General features: G+C 56.2%; 17 protein-coding genes. 6 read left to right on the top strand and 11 right to left on the bottom strand.

The annotated features are described in order from the left end of the window. Window positions 1-2 precede the first annotated feature (2 nt). Window positions 3-245, bottom strand: coding sequence for an exodeoxyribonuclease VII small subunit (gene xseB / locus G9X48_RS11055; protein WP_004387747.1), 243 nt, complete (start codon window positions 243-245; stop codon window positions 3-5). Window positions 246-457: 212 nt separating this feature from the next. Between xseB and thiI the strand changes: the two genes are divergently transcribed. Next, window positions 458-1,906: a tRNA uracil 4-sulfurtransferase ThiI gene (gene thiI, locus G9X48_RS11050; protein WP_032989172.1), complete on the top strand. Its 1,449-nt coding sequence runs from the start codon at window positions 458-460 to the stop codon at window positions 1,904-1,906. A 90-nt stretch (window positions 1,907-1,996) separates the two neighbouring features. On the opposite strand, the gene yajL is transcribed toward thiI, so the two are convergent. Further along, window positions 1,997-2,590 carry a protein deglycase YajL gene (gene yajL, locus G9X48_RS11045; RefSeq protein ID WP_004387745.1) on the bottom strand — a complete coding sequence of 198 codons (594 nt, stop codon included), beginning with the start codon at window positions 2,588-2,590 and terminating at the stop codon, window positions 1,997-1,999. After that, window positions 2,550-3,464 carry a 2-dehydropantoate 2-reductase gene (gene panE / locus G9X48_RS11040; RefSeq protein WP_087600718.1) on the bottom strand — a complete coding sequence of 305 codons (915 nt, stop codon included), beginning with the start codon at window positions 3,462-3,464 and terminating at the stop codon, window positions 2,550-2,552. The genes yajL and panE overlap by 41 nt, the downstream gene beginning before the upstream one ends. A gap of 152 nt (window positions 3,465-3,616) precedes the next feature. Here panE and G9X48_RS11035 point away from each other — a divergent pair, with 152 nt between their 5' ends. After that, on the top strand, window positions 3,617-4,108 hold the full coding sequence (locus G9X48_RS11035; RefSeq protein WP_097641901.1) for a YajQ family cyclic di-GMP-binding protein: 492 nt from the start codon (window positions 3,617-3,619) through the stop codon (window positions 4,106-4,108). Between the two features lie 64 nt (window positions 4,109-4,172). Here the strand turns inward: G9X48_RS11035 and G9X48_RS11030 are convergent, their stop codons facing one another. From G9X48_RS11030 to cyoA, 6 genes are all read right to left on the bottom strand, one after another. Then, complete coding sequence (locus G9X48_RS11030; protein ID WP_097641902.1) at window positions 4,173-5,537, bottom strand: MFS transporter; 1,365 nt, start codon at window positions 5,535-5,537, stop codon at window positions 4,173-4,175. A gap of 171 nt (window positions 5,538-5,708) precedes the next feature. After that, entirely contained in the window at window positions 5,709-6,596 is an 888-nt protein-coding gene (gene cyoE / locus G9X48_RS11025; RefSeq protein WP_007705361.1) for a heme o synthase, read from the bottom strand. 11 nt (window positions 6,597-6,607) lie between these two features. Further along, complete coding sequence (locus G9X48_RS11020) at window positions 6,608-6,937, bottom strand: cytochrome o ubiquinol oxidase subunit IV (RefSeq protein WP_004387740.1); 330 nt, start codon at window positions 6,935-6,937, stop codon at window positions 6,608-6,610. Next, the gene (locus G9X48_RS11015) at window positions 6,937-7,554 is read right to left on the bottom strand and encodes a cytochrome o ubiquinol oxidase subunit III (protein WP_004387739.1); all 618 of its coding nucleotides are present in this window, start codon (window positions 7,552-7,554) and stop codon (window positions 6,937-6,939) included. Before G9X48_RS11015 ends, G9X48_RS11020 begins: the two co-directional genes overlap by 1 nt. Further along, window positions 7,544-9,535 carry a cytochrome o ubiquinol oxidase subunit I gene (gene cyoB / locus G9X48_RS11010; RefSeq protein ID WP_004387738.1) on the bottom strand — a complete coding sequence of 664 codons (1,992 nt, stop codon included), beginning with the start codon at window positions 9,533-9,535 and terminating at the stop codon, window positions 7,544-7,546. The genes G9X48_RS11015 and cyoB overlap by 11 nt, the downstream gene beginning before the upstream one ends. Before the next feature lie 19 nt (window positions 9,536-9,554). After that, on the bottom strand, window positions 9,555-10,502 hold the full coding sequence (gene cyoA, locus G9X48_RS11005; protein WP_004387737.1) for a cytochrome o ubiquinol oxidase subunit II: 948 nt from the start codon (window positions 10,500-10,502) through the stop codon (window positions 9,555-9,557). 520 nt (window positions 10,503-11,022) lie between these two features. Between cyoA and G9X48_RS11000 the strand changes: the two genes are divergently transcribed. Next, the gene (locus G9X48_RS11000; protein WP_097641904.1) at window positions 11,023-12,723 is read left to right on the top strand and encodes a molecular chaperone HscC; all 1,701 of its coding nucleotides are present in this window, start codon (window positions 11,023-11,025) and stop codon (window positions 12,721-12,723) included. Continuing rightward, the gene (locus G9X48_RS10995) at window positions 12,723-14,063 is read left to right on the top strand and encodes a J domain-containing protein (protein WP_097641905.1); all 1,341 of its coding nucleotides are present in this window, start codon (window positions 12,723-12,725) and stop codon (window positions 14,061-14,063) included. Before G9X48_RS11000 ends, G9X48_RS10995 begins: the two co-directional genes overlap by 1 nt. Here G9X48_RS10995 and ampG read toward each other — a convergent pair. Further along, a complete protein-coding gene (ampG, locus tag G9X48_RS10990) occupies window positions 14,052-15,536 on the bottom strand; it encodes a muropeptide MFS transporter AmpG (RefSeq protein ID WP_097641906.1) in 1,485 nt (494 codons plus the stop codon). The two genes, G9X48_RS10995 and ampG, sit on opposite strands and share 12 nt — an antisense overlap. Before the next feature lie 54 nt (window positions 15,537-15,590). Then, a complete protein-coding gene (locus G9X48_RS10985) occupies window positions 15,591-16,169 on the bottom strand; it encodes a lipoprotein (protein WP_004387734.1) in 579 nt (192 codons plus the stop codon). A 298-nt stretch (window positions 16,170-16,467) separates the two neighbouring features. On the opposite strand from G9X48_RS10985, the gene bolA reads away from it, so the two are divergent. Together bolA and tig are read left to right on the top strand one after the other, a co-directional pair. After that, a complete protein-coding gene (gene bolA / locus G9X48_RS10980; RefSeq protein ID WP_004387733.1) occupies window positions 16,468-16,785 on the top strand; it encodes a transcriptional regulator BolA in 318 nt (105 codons plus the stop codon). 350 nt (window positions 16,786-17,135) lie between these two features. After that, complete coding sequence (tig, locus tag G9X48_RS10975) at window positions 17,136-18,434, top strand: trigger factor (protein ID WP_004387731.1); 1,299 nt, start codon at window positions 17,136-17,138, stop codon at window positions 18,432-18,434. Window positions 18,435-18,509: the final 75 nt, after the last annotated feature.

Genomic DNA, 18,509 nt, shown 5'->3' with positions numbered 1-18,509 from the left:
GTTTACTCGGCGTCCGGCGTGAAGGGGGTAAGAGGCGCGTCCTCATTCTGAGACAACAGGATCTGAACGCGCTGCTCAGCCTGCTGCAGTTTTACCTGGCCCTGGCGCGCGAGCTGCACGCCGCGCTCAAATTCATTCAGCGCTTCTTCCAGCGGCAGGTCGCCGCTTTCCAGACGGGTGACTATCTGCTCAAGCTCCGTCAGGGCCGTTTCGAAACTGGCCGGCTGTTCATTTTTCTTCGGCATAGTAAATATCTGACTCTATGGGTTAACGGTCATGTTAGCGACACTGCATGGTAGCGGAGACGCAAAGATTAGCAAATAACGCCTTGTGGGTTGGTAATAGGCGCAGTGACATCGCGATGATGATATACTGCCGGGCTCACGATGCAGGCGCGGTTCTGCCTGCTGTACCATTTTCTAAGCCCCGGTGGGCTTGCCAACGAATCATAGCCACCATGAAGTTTATCATTAAATTATTCCCGGAAATCACCATTAAAAGCCAGTCTGTGCGCTTGCGCTTTATAAAAATCCTGACCGGGAATATTCGTAACGTCCTGAAACACTACGATGAAAATCTTGCCGTGGTCCGCCACTGGGACCATATCGTGGTGCGTATTAAAGATGAAACTCAGCACGACGCGGTGCTTGACGCCCTGACCCGTATTCCCGGCATTCACCATGTGCTTGAGGTGGACGACGTCCCGTTCACGGACATGCATGACATTTTCGAGAAGGCGCTCGCCAACTGGCGTGAGCAGCTCGAAGGGAAAACGTTCTGCGTGCGCGTTAAGCGACGCGGTCAACATGAGTTTAGCTCGATTGAAGTGGAGCGCTACGTCGGCGGCGGTTTAAATCAGCATATTGAATCTGCCCGCGTCAAACTCAAACAGCCTGACGTCACCGTGAATCTTGAGATTGAAGATGACCGCCTGCTGCTTATCAAAGGCCGCTACGAAGGCATCGGCGGTTTCCCGATCGGCACCCAGGAAGATGTGCTGTCGCTGATCTCCGGCGGTTTCGATTCCGGCGTCTCCAGTTATATGCTGATGCGTCGCGGCTGCCGCGTGCACTACTGCTTCTTTAACCTGGGCGGCGCGGCGCACGAAATCGGCGTGCGTCAGGTCGCGCACTATCTGTGGAGCCGCTTTGGCAGCTCGCACCGCGTGCGTTTTGTGGCGATTAACTTTGAGCCGGTCGTCGGCGAAATCCTTGAGAAAGTGGACGATGGCCAGATGGGCGTGGTGCTCAAGCGTATGATGGTGCGTGCCGCCTCGAAAGTGGCGGAGCGCTACGGCGTGCAGGCGCTGGTCACCGGCGAAGCGCTGGGCCAGGTCTCCAGCCAGACGCTGACCAACCTGCGTCTTATCGATAATGTCTCCGATACGCTGGTGCTGCGCCCGCTTATCTCTTACGACAAAGAGCACATCATCGATATCGCCCGTAAAATCGGCACCGAAGATTTTGCCCGCACCATGCCGGAATATTGCGGCGTGATTTCAAAAAGCCCGACCGTGAAGGCCGTGAAAGGAAAAATCGAAGCCGAAGAGGCGAATTTCGATTTCTCTATCCTCGACCGCGTCGTGGCGGAAGCCACCAATGTGGATATCCGTGAAATCGCCGAGCAGACCGAACAGCAGGTGGTGGAAGTGGAAACCGTTAACGGTTTCGGCCCGAACGACGCGATTCTGGATATCCGCTCCGTCGATGAGCAGGATGAGAAACCGCTGGTGGTTGAAGGCGTTGAGGTCGTTTCGCTGCCGTTCTACAAGCTCAGCACGAAATTTGGCGATCTCGACCAGAGCAAAACGTACCTGCTGTGGTGCGAGCGCGGCGTGATGAGCCGTCTGCAGGCGCTTTACCTGCTGGAGCAGGGCTTTAAGAACGTGAAAGTCTACCGTCCGTAACGTTATGGCGTTGCGCTGAGACAAAAATCCCCTCGACCGAGGGGATTTTTTTGCGGCAATTCAGCACTAACGCCGATTCAGCGCTAATCCTTAGTAATCGCGATAGCTGTAAATACCCGCGGCCAGCACCAGTTGCCCGGCCACCTCATGCGCTTTTTCGCGCCCGACCAGTAGATCGATAATCTTGAGCGCGAAATCAATCGCGGTGCCCGGCCCCTGGCTGGTGAGCAGGTTGACGCGCGGATCCCAGACCACGCGCTTATCCTGCCACTGATCGTCCGGGATCGTCTCTTTCAGCGCCGGAAAGCCGGTCATATTGCCGATCGGGAAGAGCTCGTGCGGCACCAGTACCGTGCCCGCCGCCGCGCAGATGGCCGCGACAATCCGCCCTGAGAGATGAAACTGGCGCACGGTTTCCACCAGCAGCGGGCTGTCGCGAAACGCTTCGGCACCTTTCAGGCCGCCCGGCAAAACAATCACATCGAAATCGCCGTCGGCGACTTCCACCAGCGGCGCATCCGCCAGCAGGCGGACGCCGCGCGAGCAGGTGATCGTCAGATTGCCGTCGCTGGCGACGCTCGCGGTGGTGACATTAATCCCGCCGCGCACCAGCAAATCGATGGTGGTGACCGCTTCGGTCTCTTCAGTGCCAGGGGCGAGGCATACCAGTGCCGATGCGCTCATACTCATTCTCCTTGCGTTTAATCTGTTCATACAGACGGCTGTTAACCGGCAGCGTCAGGCCATGCGCTCTGGCGCGGCGCAGCAGATAGCCGGTGATGTAATCTATCTCGGTGTGACGCTGCTGGCGGATATCCTGCAGCATCGAGGAAATATTGGCGGCGGTGCTCTCGATCACCTGATTAATGTAATAGAGCAGGCTATCCGGCGACGTATGGTGTCCTTCACGCTGCATCACCAGGGCGACTTCGGCGCAGATCTCGCGTACCTCGTCCTGGCGCATGCGCAGGTCGCCGTTCGGGCAGTTATAGAGCGCCGTCAGTGGGTTAATCACGCAGTTGGCCGCGAGCTTTATCCAGCGCGAGGCATTGACGTTATCGTGCCACGCGACATCCGGCAGCGCCTGCTGAAGCAGCTCCGCCAGCCGGGAGTCATCCTGCGCGCCGGGCGTAACCGGGCCAATGTGCGTAGTACCGCAGGCGACATGAATCACCTGATTGCCCTCGCGCCGCGCCGCGTGGGTCGTCACGCCCGCCAGCAACGGCTGTTGCACGGCGCGCAGCTCATCAAGCGTGCCCATGCCGTTATGCAGCAGCAGAATCGGGCTGGCGGCCGGTAGCCGTGTCGCCAGCATGCTTACCGCATCTGAAACCTGCCAGGCTTTCAGCGTCACCAGTAACAGCTCACTTTCTGCCAGAAATCCGGTGTTGTTAGTCGTAAAGGTGTGCTGGAACACGCTATTGTCGGTTTCCAGCAGATTCACGCTGTATGACGATTGCGGCACCCGCAGCCATCCCTGCACCTCGTGACCTTGTTTATGCAGCGCGCTCATCCAGAGCTGGCCTAACGCGCCGCAGCCAAGCACGGTAATTTTCATGGTTCCTCCTCGCCCGCAACAGCGCCGGGCGTTATGTCATACGTCTATTATAACGTGAGCGCTTAGGCTTTCGCCTGCCGCCGGTTTCCGGGTTGTGTTATGCGCCTTTGCGGGTATTATGCAACGCACATACTGTGAGGGAGATAGAAAACATGCCATCTTTTGACATTGTCTCTGAGGTCGATATGCGCGAAGTGCAGAACGCGGTAGAGAACGCGACGCGCGAGCTCGAGACCCGTTTCGACTTTCGCAACGTGACCGCAAGCTTCGAGCTGAACGAAAAAAATCAGACCATCAAAGTGACGAGCGAATCCGATTTCCAGGTGAACCAGCTGCTGGATATCCTGCGTGCGAAGCTGCTTAAACGCGGCATCGAAGGCAGCTCTATTGAGGTGCCGGAAGAGTTCGAGCACAGCGGAAAAACCTGGAGCGTGGAAGCGAAGCTTAAACAGGGCATCGATTCCGCGATGGCGAAGAAAATCGTGAAGCTGATTAAAGACAGCAAGCTGAAAGTCCAGGCGCAGATCCAGGGCGAGCAGGTGCGCGTCACCGGTAAAGCCCGCGACGATCTCCAGCAGACCATTGCGCTGGTGCGCGGCGGCAATCTTGGCCAGCCGTTCCAGTTCAATAACTTCCGCGACTAAGCGGTAAGTTGAACCGACGGCACAAAAAAGGGCGGGTTTTCCGCCCTTTTTCTTTGTTCATGACTTAAACGCCGAGCATTCGCTGCTCTATCTCAACGCGGTTCGTCACTTTGGTGTCGATTTTCAGATACGCGCTACGCTCATCGGCCACCACAATCGCTTCGCTGACGCCCAAGCTTTCACGTAAACGCTGCGCGAGCGCCTCATCGGCGGCTACTTCAGGCGGGATTTCCACGCGAATACTGCTGACATAGGGCGGCTCTTTCATGGTCGTACTCACCAGCAGCCAGACGGTCGCCAGCAGCGCGCCCACCAGAAACACGGTTTGCGAGTCAAACAGGCCATCGACCCAGCCGCCGAGCGATCCGCCAATGGCCACGCCCAGGAACTGACTGGTGGAATAGACGCCCATCGCGGTGCCTTTATAGCCCGCCGGCGACTCTTTACTGATAAGCGACGGCAGCAGCGCTTCCATCAGGTTAAACGCCACGAAAAAGAGCTGAACGCCGACGATAAGCTCCCAGAAGTGCGGGCCCGCGCCCCACAGCACGATTTCCGCAATCAGCAGCAGCGCCACGCAGAAGAGAAACACGCGTTTCATTTTGCGCTTCGCTTCGGCGTAGATGATAAACGGCACCACCGAGACAAACGAAATCAGCATCGTGCAGAGATAGACTTTCCAGTGCGCCGCCGCCGGAAAGCCTGCCGCTTCAAGCTGGCCGGGCAGCGCGACGAAGGTCGACATCAGCAAAATATGCAGACACATGATGCCGAAGTTAAGCTTCAGCAGCGTCGGCTCCGCCAGCACTTTACGAAAGCAGCCCTTCACCATGCCGGAATCGCGGTTCAGCACGTGATTGCTGCTGTCAGGCACGACCCAGAGCGTAATGATGATGCCTGCGGTGGCGAGCACTGCGATCATCCAGAACAGCGCATGCAGGCCGAGCGCGTGGGTGATAATCGGCCCGAGCACCATCGCGATGGCGAACGTGATGCCAAAGCTGACGCCAATAAACGCCATCGCTTTGGTGCGGTTCTGTTCGCGGGTGAGATCGGAAAGCAGCGCCATCACGGCGGCGGCAATCGCGCCGGAGCCCTGCAGCGCGCGCCCGAGAATAATGCCCCAGATGGAGTCGGTCAGCGCGGCGACCAGGCTGCCGATAACGAATATCGCCAGGCCCCCGACAATCAGCGGCTTGCGACCGATGCGGTCAGAGAGCAGGCCAAACGGCACCTGGAAAATCGCCTGCGCGAGGCCGTAAATACCGATAGCCAGGCCAATCAGCGCTTCGCTTGCGCCCTGTAGCGCCATTCCGTAAGTAGTAATGACCGGCAGTACCATAAACATACCGAGCATGCGCAAAGAAAAGACCGTCCCTAAACCCCATGTCGCGCGCAATTCGACTGGCGTCATTTTGTTATCGTTCATTACCACCTCAGATAAAAAGCAGGTCTTAGTGTAGTGCGAGGGCAGGGGAGGGTAAATGCCGGGTTATTTAGAAAATATTTCAAGGGTTAACTATTAATGCTGCCAATAAAACGAGCGCCAGATTGCAGCAATAAAAAAGGGTGCCGCAGCACCCTTTTTCGCATCGATGACTTACCAGACGTAAGTCAGCAGATTATGTGAATCCGGCACCATGAAATCGACGGACATCATCACGCTCAGCGAGGTGATGGCGACAATCGAGAACACAAACAGCTTACGCGCCCAGACTTTGTCGTTTTCAGCCTTATAGCCACGCAGGGCCATGCCAAGCCACCAGACGCTGACCGCTGCCGCCACCACCAGGTATTTATACCCGGCATAACCACCCAGCGAGAGCATCAGGGTCGCCACGGCGAAGGCGATGATATAAAGGGTGATGTGGTTTTTCGCCACAGAGATCCCTTTAACCACCGGCAGCACCGGAATATTGGCGGCCTGATAATCCTTAAAGCGGAAGATAGCAATCGCATAGGAGTGCGGCATCTGCCACAGGCTGAAAATCGCAAGCAGGATCAACGCGCCGGTATCGAACTCGTTGGTCACCGCGCAGTAACCGATAACCGGCGGCGCGGCGCCCGACAGCGAGCCAATCAGCGTGCCATAGACCGAGTGGCGTTTCATGTAGAGGCTATAGACCCCGACATACACCACAAAGCCCATGACCGCCAGCCACATCGCCAGCGGGTTCGCGCCGAACCAGAGCAGCATAAAGCCAGCAATACCCAGCAAGGTGGCGTACACCAGCGACATTTTCGGCGAAATCAGTCCCTTCACCAGCACACGGTTTTTCGTGCGCTCCATTTTGCGGTCAATATCACGGTCGATGTAGTTGTTGAACACACAACCGGACGCCACGACCAGCGACACCCCCACGAGGGTGAAAAGGAACAGGGGATAGTCGATGCTGCCTTTGGAAGCCAGCAGGAATCCCCCGATAACCGATATCAGGTTGCCGAAGATGATGCCTGGTTTCGTTACTTGCAGGTATTGCTTAATCATACTCGCCGCTCTTAGTGAACCATCATGTTGTAATTCAGGTTCCACATAATCCAGATTGAGCCTACCACTACTATCGCGATAATCAGCAACGTAAAGACAAAGGCTACCAGGTTCCAGCGCTCCTCAGAGGAGGCGTTCATGTGCAGGAAGCACACCAGGTGAACCAGAATCTGTACGACTGCGGTTGCCACGACCACACCCAGCAGGGTGCCGTGAGACGCGGAGCCGTTCATGACCATCCAGAACGGGATTACTGTCAGAATGACCGACAGGATAAACCCGATCAGGTACGTCTTGACGCCACCGTGGTGGGCGCCGTTGTGATCGGTTGAATGACTCATTACATCGCCCCCATCAGATAGACTACAGAGAACACACAGATCCACACGACATCCAGGAAGTGCCAGAACATGCTCAGGCACATCAGGCGCGCGCGGTTATTGTGGGTCAGACCGCGGCGGGAGACGTGAATCATCATCACCACCATCCAGATAAGGCCAGAGGTCACGTGGATACCGTGGGTGCCGACCAGGGTAAAGAATGCGGACAGGAAGCCGCTCTTATCCGGGCCGAAGCCTTCGGCGATCAGATGATGGAATTCATAGATTTCCATCGCCACGAACCCTGCGCCAAACAGGAAGGTCAGGGCGAGCCAGGACATCACCTGGCTCTGTTTGTTGTTGTTCATGGCGATCATCGCCATGCCATACGTGATGGAGGAGAACAACAGCAGGAAAGTTTCAACCAGCACAAACGGCAGTTCGAAAATGTCTTTCCCGGTCGGGCCCCCCGCCGTGCCGTTCACGAGAACGGCATAGGTGGCAAACAGACATGCAAAGAGAATGCAGTCGCTCATCAGGTAGATCCAGAAGCCAAAGACCTTATTGGCTCCTGCATCGTGGTGCCCATGCTCATGGCTGCCATGGGCAAGTTCGTGATTAATGCTCTCAGTTGACATTTTTCAGCCCTGCTTTGGTGATTTCTTCGAAGTGCTGGTTTTCCAGTTTCTCAACGGTGGCTACCGGTACGTAGTAATCCACGTCTTCATCGAAGCTCTTCGCAATCCAGGTAATAACGATACCCGCGAAGCCCACGATAGCCAGCCACCAGATGTGCCAGATCATCGCGAAGCCAAAGATGGTGCTGAACGCGCCAATGAAAATGCCTGCTGCGCTGTTCTTCGGCATATGAATTTCTTCATAGTGCGCCGGCTGTTTGTAAGCTTCACCTTTGTCTTTCATTTCCCAGAACGCGTCGCGCTCGTGGATTTCAGGCACTACTGCGAAGTTATAGAACGGCGGCGGAGAAGAGGTTGCCCACTCCAGCGTACGGCCGCCCCACGGGTCGCCAGTCAGGTCACGGTTCAGGTGACGGTCACGGATACTCACGTAGATCTGCAGGATGATGCACAGGATACCGCACGCGATCAGCAGCGCACCGATTTCCGCGACAATCATCAGCGGCTGGAACATCGGGTCGATGTTCTGGCTCACACGACGCGTCATACCCATGAAGCCCATGGCGTACAGCGGCATAAAGGTTACGAAGAAGCCGATGATCCAGAACCAGAACGCACGGATGCCCCAGGTTTCGTTCATCTTGTAGCCAAAGGCTTTCGGCCACCAGTAGCTCATCCCTGCGAAGCAACCAAATACCACGCCGCCGATGATGACGTTATGGAAGTGCGCAATCAGGAACAGGCTGTTGTGCAGTACGAAGTCTGCGCCCGGTACCGCCAGCAGAACGCCGGTCATACCACCGATGGAGAAGGTGATGATGAAGCCGATAGTCCACAGCATGGAGGAGTGGAACTGAATGCGGCCCTGATACATGGTAAACAGCCAGTTGAAGATCTTCACCCCGGTCGGGATGGCGATAATCATCGTGGTGATACCAAAGAAGGCGTTAACGTTCGCGCCACTACCCATGGTGAAGAAGTGGTGCAGCCACACGATGAACGACAGCACGGTAATCGCGATGGTCGCCCAAACGAGGGAGGTATAACCAAACAGACGTTTCTTCGAGAAGGTGGAGGTGATTTCAGAGAACACACCAAACACCGGCAGAACCAGGATGTACACTTCCGGATGGCCCCAGGCCCAGATCAGGTTCACGTACATCATCATGTTGCCACCCATATCGTTGGTAAAGAAATGGGTGCCCAGATAGCGGTCCAGGGTCAGCAACGCAATAGTGACGGTCAGGATCGGGAAGGAGACGATAATCAGGACGTTAGTACACAGCGACGCCCAGGTGAATACCGGCATTTTGAACATGGTCATGCCCGGCGCACGCATCTTCAGGATGGTCACGAAGAAGTTGATACCGGTCAGTGTCGTACCAATACCGGAGAGCTGGAGACTCCAGATCCAGTAGTCCACCCCAACGCCCGGACTGTACTCAATACCCGAGAGCGGCGGATAAGCCACCCAACCGGTCTGAGCAAATTCGCCCACGCCCAGAGAGACGTTCACAAGAATTACCCCGACAACGGTGAACCAGAAGCTCAGGTTGTTCAGGAAGGGGAATGCCACGTCGCGCGCGCCGATCTGCAGCGGAACCACCAGGTTCATCAGACCGATAACGAACGGCATCGCCACGAAGAAGATCATGATAACGCCGTGGGCGGTAAAGATCTGATCGTAGTGATGCGGCGGCAGGAACCCGGCTTCGCCGGAGGCCGCCAGCAATTGCTGGGTACGCATCATGATGGCGTCCGCGAAGCCGCGAACCAGCATCACGATAGCCACGAGGATATACATTACCCCCAGACGTTTGTGGTCCACAGACGTGAGCCACTCGTTCCACAGATAAGACCACTTACCGAAGTAAGTGATAGCTGCAACTAGCGCCAGACCCCCGACGATAATGGCAGCCACCGTAACCATGATAATCGGCTCATGGTACGGGATTGCATCCAGTGTAAGTTTTCCGAACATCGTATTATTCCTCGGCCCCTTAGTGAGAGGTTTCCGCGTGATTCATGTCCATGCCTTCCATGCCTTCGTGGGCGTTATGCTCCCCTTCAGACTGAGTCATATCCATGCTCTTCCCAGGTCCCATGAATTTGTTAATGACATCTTTAAACAAATCCGGTTTTACGCTGGAGAAGTATTCGACTTTGTTGTATTCGCTCGGGGCCGCCAGCTTGTCGTAGGTCGCCATATCGTTAATGGTTTTGCCAGACTGCTTCGCTTTGGCCACCCACTGGTTGAAGGTCTCGTTATCCGGCGTGGCGATTGCCTTGAACTTCATGCCGGAGAAACCTGCACCACTGTAGTTAGCAGAAATACCGTCGTAGGTGCCGGCTTCGTTCGCAATCAGGTGCAGTTTGGTCTGCATACCTGCCATTGCGTAGATCTGGCTACCCAGGCGCGGAATAAAGAAGGAGTTCATCACCGAGTTGGAGGTGATTTTGAATTCCACAGGCGTGTTCGCCGGGAACGCGATTTCATTGACCGTTGCGATACCCTGCTCCGGATAAATGAAGAACCACTTCCAGTCCATTGCGATAACTTCGATGGTCACCGGCTTCGCATCGTGATCCAGCGGACGGCTGGGTTCGAGCGAGTGCGTGGTTTTCCATGTCAGTACTGCAAGGAAAATGATGATAAGGATCGGGATGGTCCAGACAACAGCTTCAACTTTATTGGAGTGTGACCAGTTGGGGCTGTATTTTGCGTCCTTATTGGTTGCCCGATATTTCCAGGCGAAGCCAATAGCCATCAAGATGGCTGGAATCACGACAATCAACATCAGCCCGAGGGCGGTCAGTATCAGTGAACGTTGCTCCAGTCCAATCTGTCCTTTGGGGTTGAGAAGCGCAGCATCGCAACCACTGAGTAAAACAGTGCCTGCGAATAATGACAGCAGTCCCAAACTTTTATTGTATTTCCTGAGTCTCATTTAACGACCTCAATTCAGGGGGATCTGGTGGCGGTTAAAGTGTGCCGGGCATTTTACGGGAAGGTTACATTACTGTAAACACGAATGGCGCACTGTCTGCGGGGTGTAACCGGGTTCTGTCGCAACCGTCACAGCCAATGCAACAAAATGTAAAATGTAAGCCATGACAGCCACATGGCAAGGGTTATAACAAAATCCTATGTAAAGTAAGGTCAAGGCGGGAATTGAGTATATCGGGGAGAAAATAACATACAATAAATTAACAAGGCGGTTTCAAATGAGAAACAATAACGGCGCGGAAATAATTATTCCCGGTGCTGAATCGTTAAAAATAATGTCGCACAGAATGATAAACGAAATTATTTAAAGTCTCTGCTACCAAATTTCGATAAATATATCTAAGCAAATCAGATGCTATTTTATTGACCAGTAAATTGGAACACTTTCTTCGTTGTGCTTTTTTTCTGGCGATAAAAGCAACAAAAAAACAACAATTATTCAGGGTAAAGGATTGATACACATGGAAACAGCAACGCCGCTCGTCGGCATCGATCTGGGGACATCCAACAGCGCGGTGGCCTGGTTTAATGAAGGGCAGGCCACATTGATTGCCGATGGTCAGAAGCGCGTCCTCACGCCGTCGGTGGTCGGGCTGGATGACGACGGCCATTTGATTGTGGGCGAGGCGGCGAAAGCGCGGCTGGTGAGCCATCCGGCACTCACTCATGCGAGCTTCAAGCGCTACATGGGCACCGATAAAATCTTCGCGCTCGGCGAACACCGCTTTCGCGCCGAAGAGCTGTCTGCCTTAGTGCTTCGCAAGCTGAAAGCCGATGCGGAAGTGGCGCTTGGCTCTCCAGTTACCCGCGCGGTGATCACCGTGCCGGCCTGGTTTAACGATATCCAGCGTAAAGCGGTGAAAGCCGCCGGGCATCTGGCCGGGCTTACGGTTGAGCGGCTGGTGAATGAACCTACGGCGGCCTCGCTCGCCTACGGCCTTGCCGATAACCGCGAGCAAAAGTTTCTGGTTTTCGATCTGGGCGGCGGCACGTTTGACGTTTCCATCGTCGATATGTTTGAAGGCGTGATTGAAGTGCGCGCCAGTAGCGGCGACGCCAGACTTGGCGGCGATGACTTTACCGACATCATCCGCCAGTGGATGCTCTCGCGTTACCCGCACTACCAGCCGTCCGGTGCGCAGGCAGAGGCGCAACTGGTGGACGCGGCGGAAAGCCTCAAGCGGCAACTGACGCACCAGGCGCAGGCGACCGCCACGCTCAGCGCCGGTGGCGAGGAGATGACGTGGACGCTCGACAACGAGACTTTAACGGAGATCTGCCAGCCGCTGCTGGCGCGCCTCAAACAGCCGGTTATTCAGGCGCTGCGCGACGCCCGCTTTGATATCAGCGATCTGGACGATGTGATTCTGGTGGGCGGCGCCACGCGTATGCCGGTGGTGCGCCAGCTGGCCGCGCGTATGTTTGGCCGCTTCCCGCGCGCCGAACTCAACCCGGATGAAGTCGTCGCGCTCGGCGCGGGCATCCAGGCCGGGCTTGCCAGTCTTGACGCTGCGCTCGATGACATCGTGCTTACCGACGTCATGCCGTACTCTCTTGGCATCGAAACGGCGCGCCGCAACGGCGAACGCTATGACAGCGGGTATTTTCTCCCCATTATTGAGCGCAACAGCTTTGTGCCGGTCAGCATGTTCCGCTCGATTTCAACCGTTTACGATAACCAGCGCCAGCTTGAGATCGCCGTGTTTCAGGGCGAAGCGCGCCGCGTCGCGGAAAATATTCTGCTCGATAAATTCACGCTTGATATTCCCCCGCGCCCGGCGGGCGAGGTAACGGTAGACGTGCGCTTTACCTATACCCTCGACGGCATTCTGGAAGTGGAGTGCAAAGTGGACGGCCAGGAGAGCGCGGCGTCGCTGGTGATTGAGCGCGCCCCCGGCAGCCTTAGTCCGGAAGAGATCAAACAGCGTCTGGCACAGCTCGACGCCCTGAAAATTCACCCGCGTGACCGCACGGAGAACCGGCAACTGCTGGCGCAGGCGAGCCTGCGTTATGAGCAAACGCTCGGCGAAAGACGCCATCTTATCGATCACTACAGCGCGCAATTCGAGCAGGCGCTGGAGAGCCAGGATCTGCGTGAGATCGCGCTCGCGCGCCAGGCGCTGGAGCAGATCCTCGCGCAATTTGACGACGGATTACGCTAATGGACGCCTGGACGCTTCTTGGCCTTGAGCCAACAAAAGACAAAGGCGCGCTGCGCCGCGCGTGGGCAAAAATCGTTAAGCAACACCGCCCGGATCAGGATCCGCAAAAGTATCAGCAGTTGCGGGAAGCCTATGAGGCGGCGCAGCGCTATCAGGAGTATGACGAGGAAGAAGAGGATGAAGAGGGTGATGATGAAAGCGTCATTACCTACCGCTTTACGCCGCAGACTTTGTTGACGCCGCAGGACGAGCCTCTGCCGCAGGCTGAAACCGTGACGCTGGCTGACTGGGATGCACAAACGCTTAACGAACAAGCGCAGGCGCTCGCCACCTCGATTGTGGCTGACGAGATGGCGGGGTGTCAGCAACTGGAGACGTTTCTCGCAACCGGGCTGCCGGATGCGCTGGCGGCACGCCGTTATTTCAGCGAGCGGCTTGCCGATGCGCTCTCCCGGGAGCAGTGGCTGACGCGCGGCATGCTGGAGCATGTGGGCAGAATCATGGGCTGGGAGCTTGATCACTACCGCAGCACGGCGCTTCCTGACGTGCTGGTTTGGGCGCTTGAAGCGCGTATCGCCACGACGGAAGAAGAGTACCGGATGGTGGTGGAGCGCGGCCAGCATCAGGCGAACTGGTTGTCGAAAGCCCGCTGGCGGTTGATCAGCGAACCGCAGGCGCCGCTGCCCTGGTGGGGGCGTTTCTGGCCCGGTTTTCTGGAGGAGGCACGCCAGCGCGCGCGCGCGATGTGCAGCGAGCATCCGGGGCTGTGGCAGCGTCTGAATCCGGTCATGGTTGAGCTTTTATCTGCGCCTGGCTGGGCGCTGTCACTCTATATCTTTATGGCTGTGCTCTTCTGGGGCAGCGTGCTGGGTTTCCTTGCAATCGACCCGCAGGTGACGGCGGTGGATGTCGGTATCGTCGGCGTGATAGTGGTGGTTTACCTGTTCGGCATACCTTATCTCTGGAACCGCTATCCGGAAGGCAGTCGTCAGCGGATCGGCATTCGTGTCGGGTACGTGCTGTTATCCGTCGCGTTACTTGCCCTTCCGGTGGGAGAGCTTGCGCGATATACCGTCGGGTTTTACCACAAAAACCATGAAATCACGCCGCTGCTGTATGTGGTCGTCATTATCGTGGCGGTGCTGGTGGTGTGTTTAAGGCCGCGGATGCGGGTCTGGTGGCGCTTGCCCATTGATATTATCTCCGGGCCGTTAGGGTTCCCTGTAAACCTTATCAGTCAGCTTCCGTGGATAATCAACCTGCTGTTGATTCCGTTCGGCAGCAAAGTCTACAGCGCGATAATAAGCAACATGATGACGTTGCTACGCTTAGGGCTCTGAACGCGCGGAACTGTTGCGCAGCGCCAGATAATCCAGCAGGCAGCCGAGCACGATACCGGCAAGCGCCAGCACGATGCCCGCTTCAAGCAGCATGACGCCGAAGGTCAACGCGCTCAGACCGAGCGCATTGCTGATGATAATCAGCAGCCAGACGCCTGCCAGCACGCAGCCGAGCAGCAGCAGACGCAGCGCAAACCGGTAGCCCGCCGGGTAGGCCTGGCGGCGCAGGAACTTGCCAGTATCGCCCATATATTCCAGCGTTCCCTTGCACAGCTGTAAAAGCAGAAGGCCCGGCACGGCCGCCGCGACCGAGAAAAGATAAAACGCGGGCCAGCCGTAGGCTTCCACAAACCAGCCCGCGACCGGGCCGACATAGACGCGGCCCACGGCCGAGAGCGCAGAGAGCAGGGCGAACTGTGTGGCGGAGAACGACTTATTACAGAGCGTCATCAGCAGCGCCACGAACGCGGCGGTGCCCATGCCACCGCACAGGTTTTCAAAAAAGACCGCACCGGCCATGCTCAGCAGATGTTTATCTGTCACCGACAGCAGCCAGTAACCCGCGTTTGAAACCGCCTGCAAAATCCCGAAAATCATCAACGCGCGAAACAGTGAGAGCCGCTGCATCAGCGCACCGCCGAAAAGCGCGCCAATGATAGTGGCGAGCAGCCCCAGCGTCTTGTTCACCATCCCCACCTGACCGGCGTCAAAGCCGACGCCGCGAATTAAAAAGGTGGTGGTGAGGCTCATGGCAAACGCGTCGCCAAGTTTATAAAGCACAATCAGCAGCAGGATAAGCCAGGCGTTGTTGCGCCCGAAGAAATCGCGCAGCGGTGCGACCACCGCCTGCTCCAGCGTGCGCGGCGCGGGGATCGCGTCGTCCGGTTCGGGCGCAAGCCAGGTGGCGATAATGCAGGGGATCAGCAGCGCAGCCATCAGCCAGTAGGTGGCCTGCCAGCCAAGCCAGCGGTCCGCTATCCAGAGCGCAAGCCCGCCAGACACCAGCATCGCCAGCCGGTAGCCCAGCACGCTAATCGCAGCACCCGTTCCGCGTTCGTCTGCGGGCAGCACGTCCGTTTTCCAGGCGTCAAACACGATATCCTGCGATGCCGAGCAGAACGCAATCAGCACCGCCAGCGCCGCCATCCAGCGCAGATGCGTTGAGGGCTCTAAAAAGCCCATCGCGGCGATGGCGATCAGTAATAACAGCTGTGTGATAAACAGCCAGCCGCGGCGTCTGCCAAGAAACGGCGGCGTATAGCGGTCCATCACCGGCGACCAGAGAAATTTAAAGACGTAAGCCTGACCGACGAGGGAGAAAAAGCCGATGGTTTTGAGATCGATATTCTCGACCGTCATCCAGGCCTGGAGCGTGCCGGAGGTGAGCGCCAGCGGGAGACCAGAAGCGAAGCCGAGGATCAGTAAAATGGCGGATTTCGGCTGCTGGAAAAGACGTAAGTAAGAACTGTGCATGGGCGGCCGTAAAAAAAGCGGCCCGGCGAACCGGGCCTTTAACAACAAGGATGATTAACGCGCGTTCTGTTTGATGAACTCGTGAATGCTGGTGTCCTGCGCCATATCGGCGATGGTGTCGCTCAGCACGGAGTTAACGGCGTCAGCGATGTTTTTGTTGCTCGCCTGGAAAGCGCCTTCAACAGAATAGCTGGCGCGGTAGTTTTTGGTCATCTTATTGCCGGTCTTCGCGGTGGCGATGATAGAGATATCCGCTTTGGTAGCGATGTTGTAGCGCACGTTGCCCTGCGAGACGTCAGCATAGAGCTGGTTGACGATAATTTGCAGATCCACCGCGCCGCTTGGGCCAATCATATAACCGCGGGAGGTCATCTGTTTTTCCAGCACTTCCTGGAGCAGGAAACGCAGATCGCGAGAGGCGGTCAGCGTTACCAGCTGGTTGTCGCGGGTGACTTTCGCGAGCGCCTGATCCTGACGCTGGTCAGCGCCGTTGATGCTGACGGTCACGCCCATCAGGCTCGGGTCTTGCTGCGGCAGGGTGATTTTCGGGGAGACTTCAATCGTCGTCGGCGGTGTGGCACATCCGGCCAGCATAAAGAGGGCGACGAGCGGGAAGAGTACTTTTTTTAACATGTTCAGGCTCTCAACGGTCCATGGGCAATAAAGAAGAAAATTCCCGCCATCATAGCATCGCCATGCGCGAGGGGAAGAGGCCAGTCGACTGAAAATAACGCAATGTCTTTTTTATGACCGTCGCCTGGCTTCGCACCGTAACAGATTCCCGTAAAACGGCGCGACCGGGCGCACAGCCTGCCATAAAGCGAAGCGGCTGCAAAAGTTAAAATTGTGTTGTTTTTTGACAATGGAAACGGTAAAAGCGGCTAACCTTTAAAGTGATGGCTGCCATCGCAGCGTGGTCGAGGAGAGTTTTATGATGATACGCGAGCAGATCGAAGAAAAACTGAAAGCAGCGTTTGAGCCTGTCTTTCTGGATGTAGTGGATGAAAGCTATCGTCATAACGTACCGGCAGGCTCTGAAAGCCATTTTAAAGTCGTGCTGGTCAGCGATCGCTTTGTAGGCGAGCGTTTTCTGAATCGTCACCGCCTCATCTACGGCATCCTTAGCGAAGAGCTGGCCTCGACGGTGCATGCGCTGGCGCTGCATACTTACACGCTTAAAGAGTGGGAAGGGCTACAGGATACGGTCCTGCCTTCTCCGGCCTGTCGGGGAGCCGGCACGCTGGCCTGATCAATCACAGTTGCAACGTCGGGAGCTTTTCCAGTATGTTGCGCCAGCGGTAAGAAAACGAAACGGCCTGCGTGGCCGTTTTTGTTTTGCCTGAATTTTGCACGGTATGTGCATTTTTCAGTCGTAATTTTGCCGGGAAGTGTGAAAAGTGCCGCAATGCCTCGGCTGGCTTTTCTCGACTCCCCAAGGGGATGCCGCTATAATGCTGCGTCTTATTTTTCGGAATGTCTTCGGGACGATTCTGGCGACAGGGATAGTGTTTCTGCTAAAGAAGACGTCCCGGTTCTGCGAAGCGAATACCATAGGGCTTCCAGAGTTGACCGAGCACTGTGATTTTTTGAGGTAACAAGATGCAAGTTTCAGTTGAAACCACTCAGGGCCTTGGGCGCCGTGTAACGATTACTATCGCTGCTGACAGCATCGAGAACGCTGTAAAAAGCGAGCTGGTCAACGTGGCAAAGAAAGTGCGTATCGACGGCTTTCGCAAAGGCAAAGTACCGATGAATGTTGTTGCTCAGCGTTATGGCGCTTCCGTGCGTCAGGATGTGCTGGGCGATCTGATGAGCCGTCACTTCGTTGACGCCATCATCAAAGAAAAAATCAATCCGGCTGGCGCGCCGAACTACGTTCCGGGCGAATACAAACTGGGCGAAGACTTCACCTACGCGGTAGAGTTCGAAGTGTACCCGGAAGTTGAGCTGAAAGGCCTGGAATCTATCGAAGTGGAAAAACCGGTTGTTGAAGTGACCGACGCTGACGTAGACACCATGCTGGACACCCTGCGCAAGCAGCAGGCGACCTGGAAAGACAAAGACGGCGCTGCTGATGCAGAAGACCGTGTGACCATCGACTTCACCGGTTCTGTAGACGGCGAAGAGTTCGAAGGCGGCAAAGCGACCGACTTCGTACTGGCGATGGGCCAGGGCCGCATGATCCCGGGCTTTGAAGAAGGCATTAAAGGCCATAAAGCGGGCGAAGAGTTCACCATCGACGTGACCTTCCCGGAAGAGTACCACGCAGAAAACCTGAAAGGTAAAGCGGCGAAATTCGTCATCAACCTGAAGAAAGTTGAAGAGCGCGAACTGCCGGAACTGACCGAAGAGTTCATCAAACGTTTCGGCGTTGAAGATGGTTCTGTTGCTGGTCTGCGTGCTGAAGTGCGTAAAAACATGGAGCGCGAACTGAAAGGCGCCGTGCGTAACCGCATCAAGTCTCAGGCTATCGAAGGTCTGGTGAACGCGAATAACATCGACGTTCCGGCTGCGCTGATTGACGGCGAAATCGACGTGCTGCGCCGTCAGGCTGCACAGCGTTTCGGCGGTAACGAGAAACAGGCTCTGGAACTGCCGCGCGAACTGTTCGAAGAACAGGCTAAACGCCGCGTTGTTGTTGGCCTGCTGCTGGGTGAAGTGATCCGTACCCACGAGCTGAAAGCTGACGAAGATCGCGTGAAAGCGCTGATCGAAGAGATGGCTTCCGCTTACGAAGATCCGTCAGAAGTAATCGAGTTCTACAGCAAGAACAACGAGCTGATGGACAACATGCGCAACGTGGCGCTGGAAGAGCAGGCGGTTGAAGCGGTACTGGCGAAAGCCAAAGTAACCGAAAAACCGACCTCTTTCAACGAACTGATGAACCAGCAGGCGTAAGCCCTTTCATCGTTTCACGACGAGGCACATGGGGCCCGTCACCGCAGGGTGACGGGCTTTTTTGTCACTTTTCCT

Origin of the sequence: Cronobacter sp. HA18006 (genome assembly GCF_011605445.1) — a bacterium.
GTDB classification, from domain to species: Bacteria; Pseudomonadota; Gammaproteobacteria; order Enterobacterales; family Enterobacteriaceae; genus Cronobacter; species Cronobacter sakazakii.
The sequence above is the reverse complement of the archived record's forward strand: the minus strand, read 5'-3'. Positions and strand labels throughout refer to the sequence as shown.

Excerpts from the sequence above, each read along its gene's own strand:
- xseB (WP_004387747.1), bottom strand. The coding sequence starts at position 245 with ATGCCGAAGAAAAATGAACAGCCGGCCAGTTTCGAAACGGCCCTGACG.
- thiI (WP_032989172.1), top strand. The coding sequence starts at position 458 with ATGAAGTTTATCATTAAATTATTCCCGGAAATCACCATTAAAAGCCAG.
- yajL (WP_004387745.1), bottom strand. The coding sequence starts at position 2,590 with ATGAGCGCATCGGCACTGGTATGCCTCGCCCCTGGCACTGAAGAGACC.
- panE (WP_087600718.1), bottom strand. The coding sequence starts at position 3,464 with ATGAAAATTACCGTGCTTGGCTGCGGCGCGTTAGGCCAGCTCTGGATG.
- G9X48_RS11035 (WP_097641901.1), top strand. The coding sequence starts at position 3,617 with ATGCCATCTTTTGACATTGTCTCTGAGGTCGATATGCGCGAAGTGCAG.
- G9X48_RS11030 (WP_097641902.1), bottom strand. The coding sequence starts at position 5,537 with ATGAACGATAACAAAATGACGCCAGTCGAATTGCGCGCGACATGGGGT.
- cyoE (WP_007705361.1), bottom strand. The coding sequence starts at position 6,596 with ATGATTAAGCAATACCTGCAAGTAACGAAACCAGGCATCATCTTCGGC.
- G9X48_RS11020 (WP_004387740.1), bottom strand. The coding sequence starts at position 6,937 with ATGAGTCATTCAACCGATCACAACGGCGCCCACCACGGTGGCGTCAAG.
- G9X48_RS11015 (WP_004387739.1), bottom strand. The coding sequence starts at position 7,554 with ATGTCAACTGAGAGCATTAATCACGAACTTGCCCATGGCAGCCATGAG.
- cyoB (WP_004387738.1), bottom strand. The coding sequence starts at position 9,535 with ATGTTCGGAAAACTTACACTGGATGCAATCCCGTACCATGAGCCGATT.
- cyoA (WP_004387737.1), bottom strand. The coding sequence starts at position 10,502 with ATGAGACTCAGGAAATACAATAAAAGTTTGGGACTGCTGTCATTATTC.
- G9X48_RS11000 (WP_097641904.1), top strand. The coding sequence starts at position 11,023 with ATGGAAACAGCAACGCCGCTCGTCGGCATCGATCTGGGGACATCCAAC.
- G9X48_RS10995 (WP_097641905.1), top strand. The coding sequence starts at position 12,723 with ATGGACGCCTGGACGCTTCTTGGCCTTGAGCCAACAAAAGACAAAGGC.
- ampG (WP_097641906.1), bottom strand. The coding sequence starts at position 15,536 with ATGCACAGTTCTTACTTACGTCTTTTCCAGCAGCCGAAATCCGCCATT.
- G9X48_RS10985 (WP_004387734.1), bottom strand. The coding sequence starts at position 16,169 with ATGTTAAAAAAAGTACTCTTCCCGCTCGTCGCCCTCTTTATGCTGGCC.
- bolA (WP_004387733.1), top strand. The coding sequence starts at position 16,468 with ATGATGATACGCGAGCAGATCGAAGAAAAACTGAAAGCAGCGTTTGAG.
- tig (WP_004387731.1), top strand. The coding sequence starts at position 17,136 with ATGCAAGTTTCAGTTGAAACCACTCAGGGCCTTGGGCGCCGTGTAACG.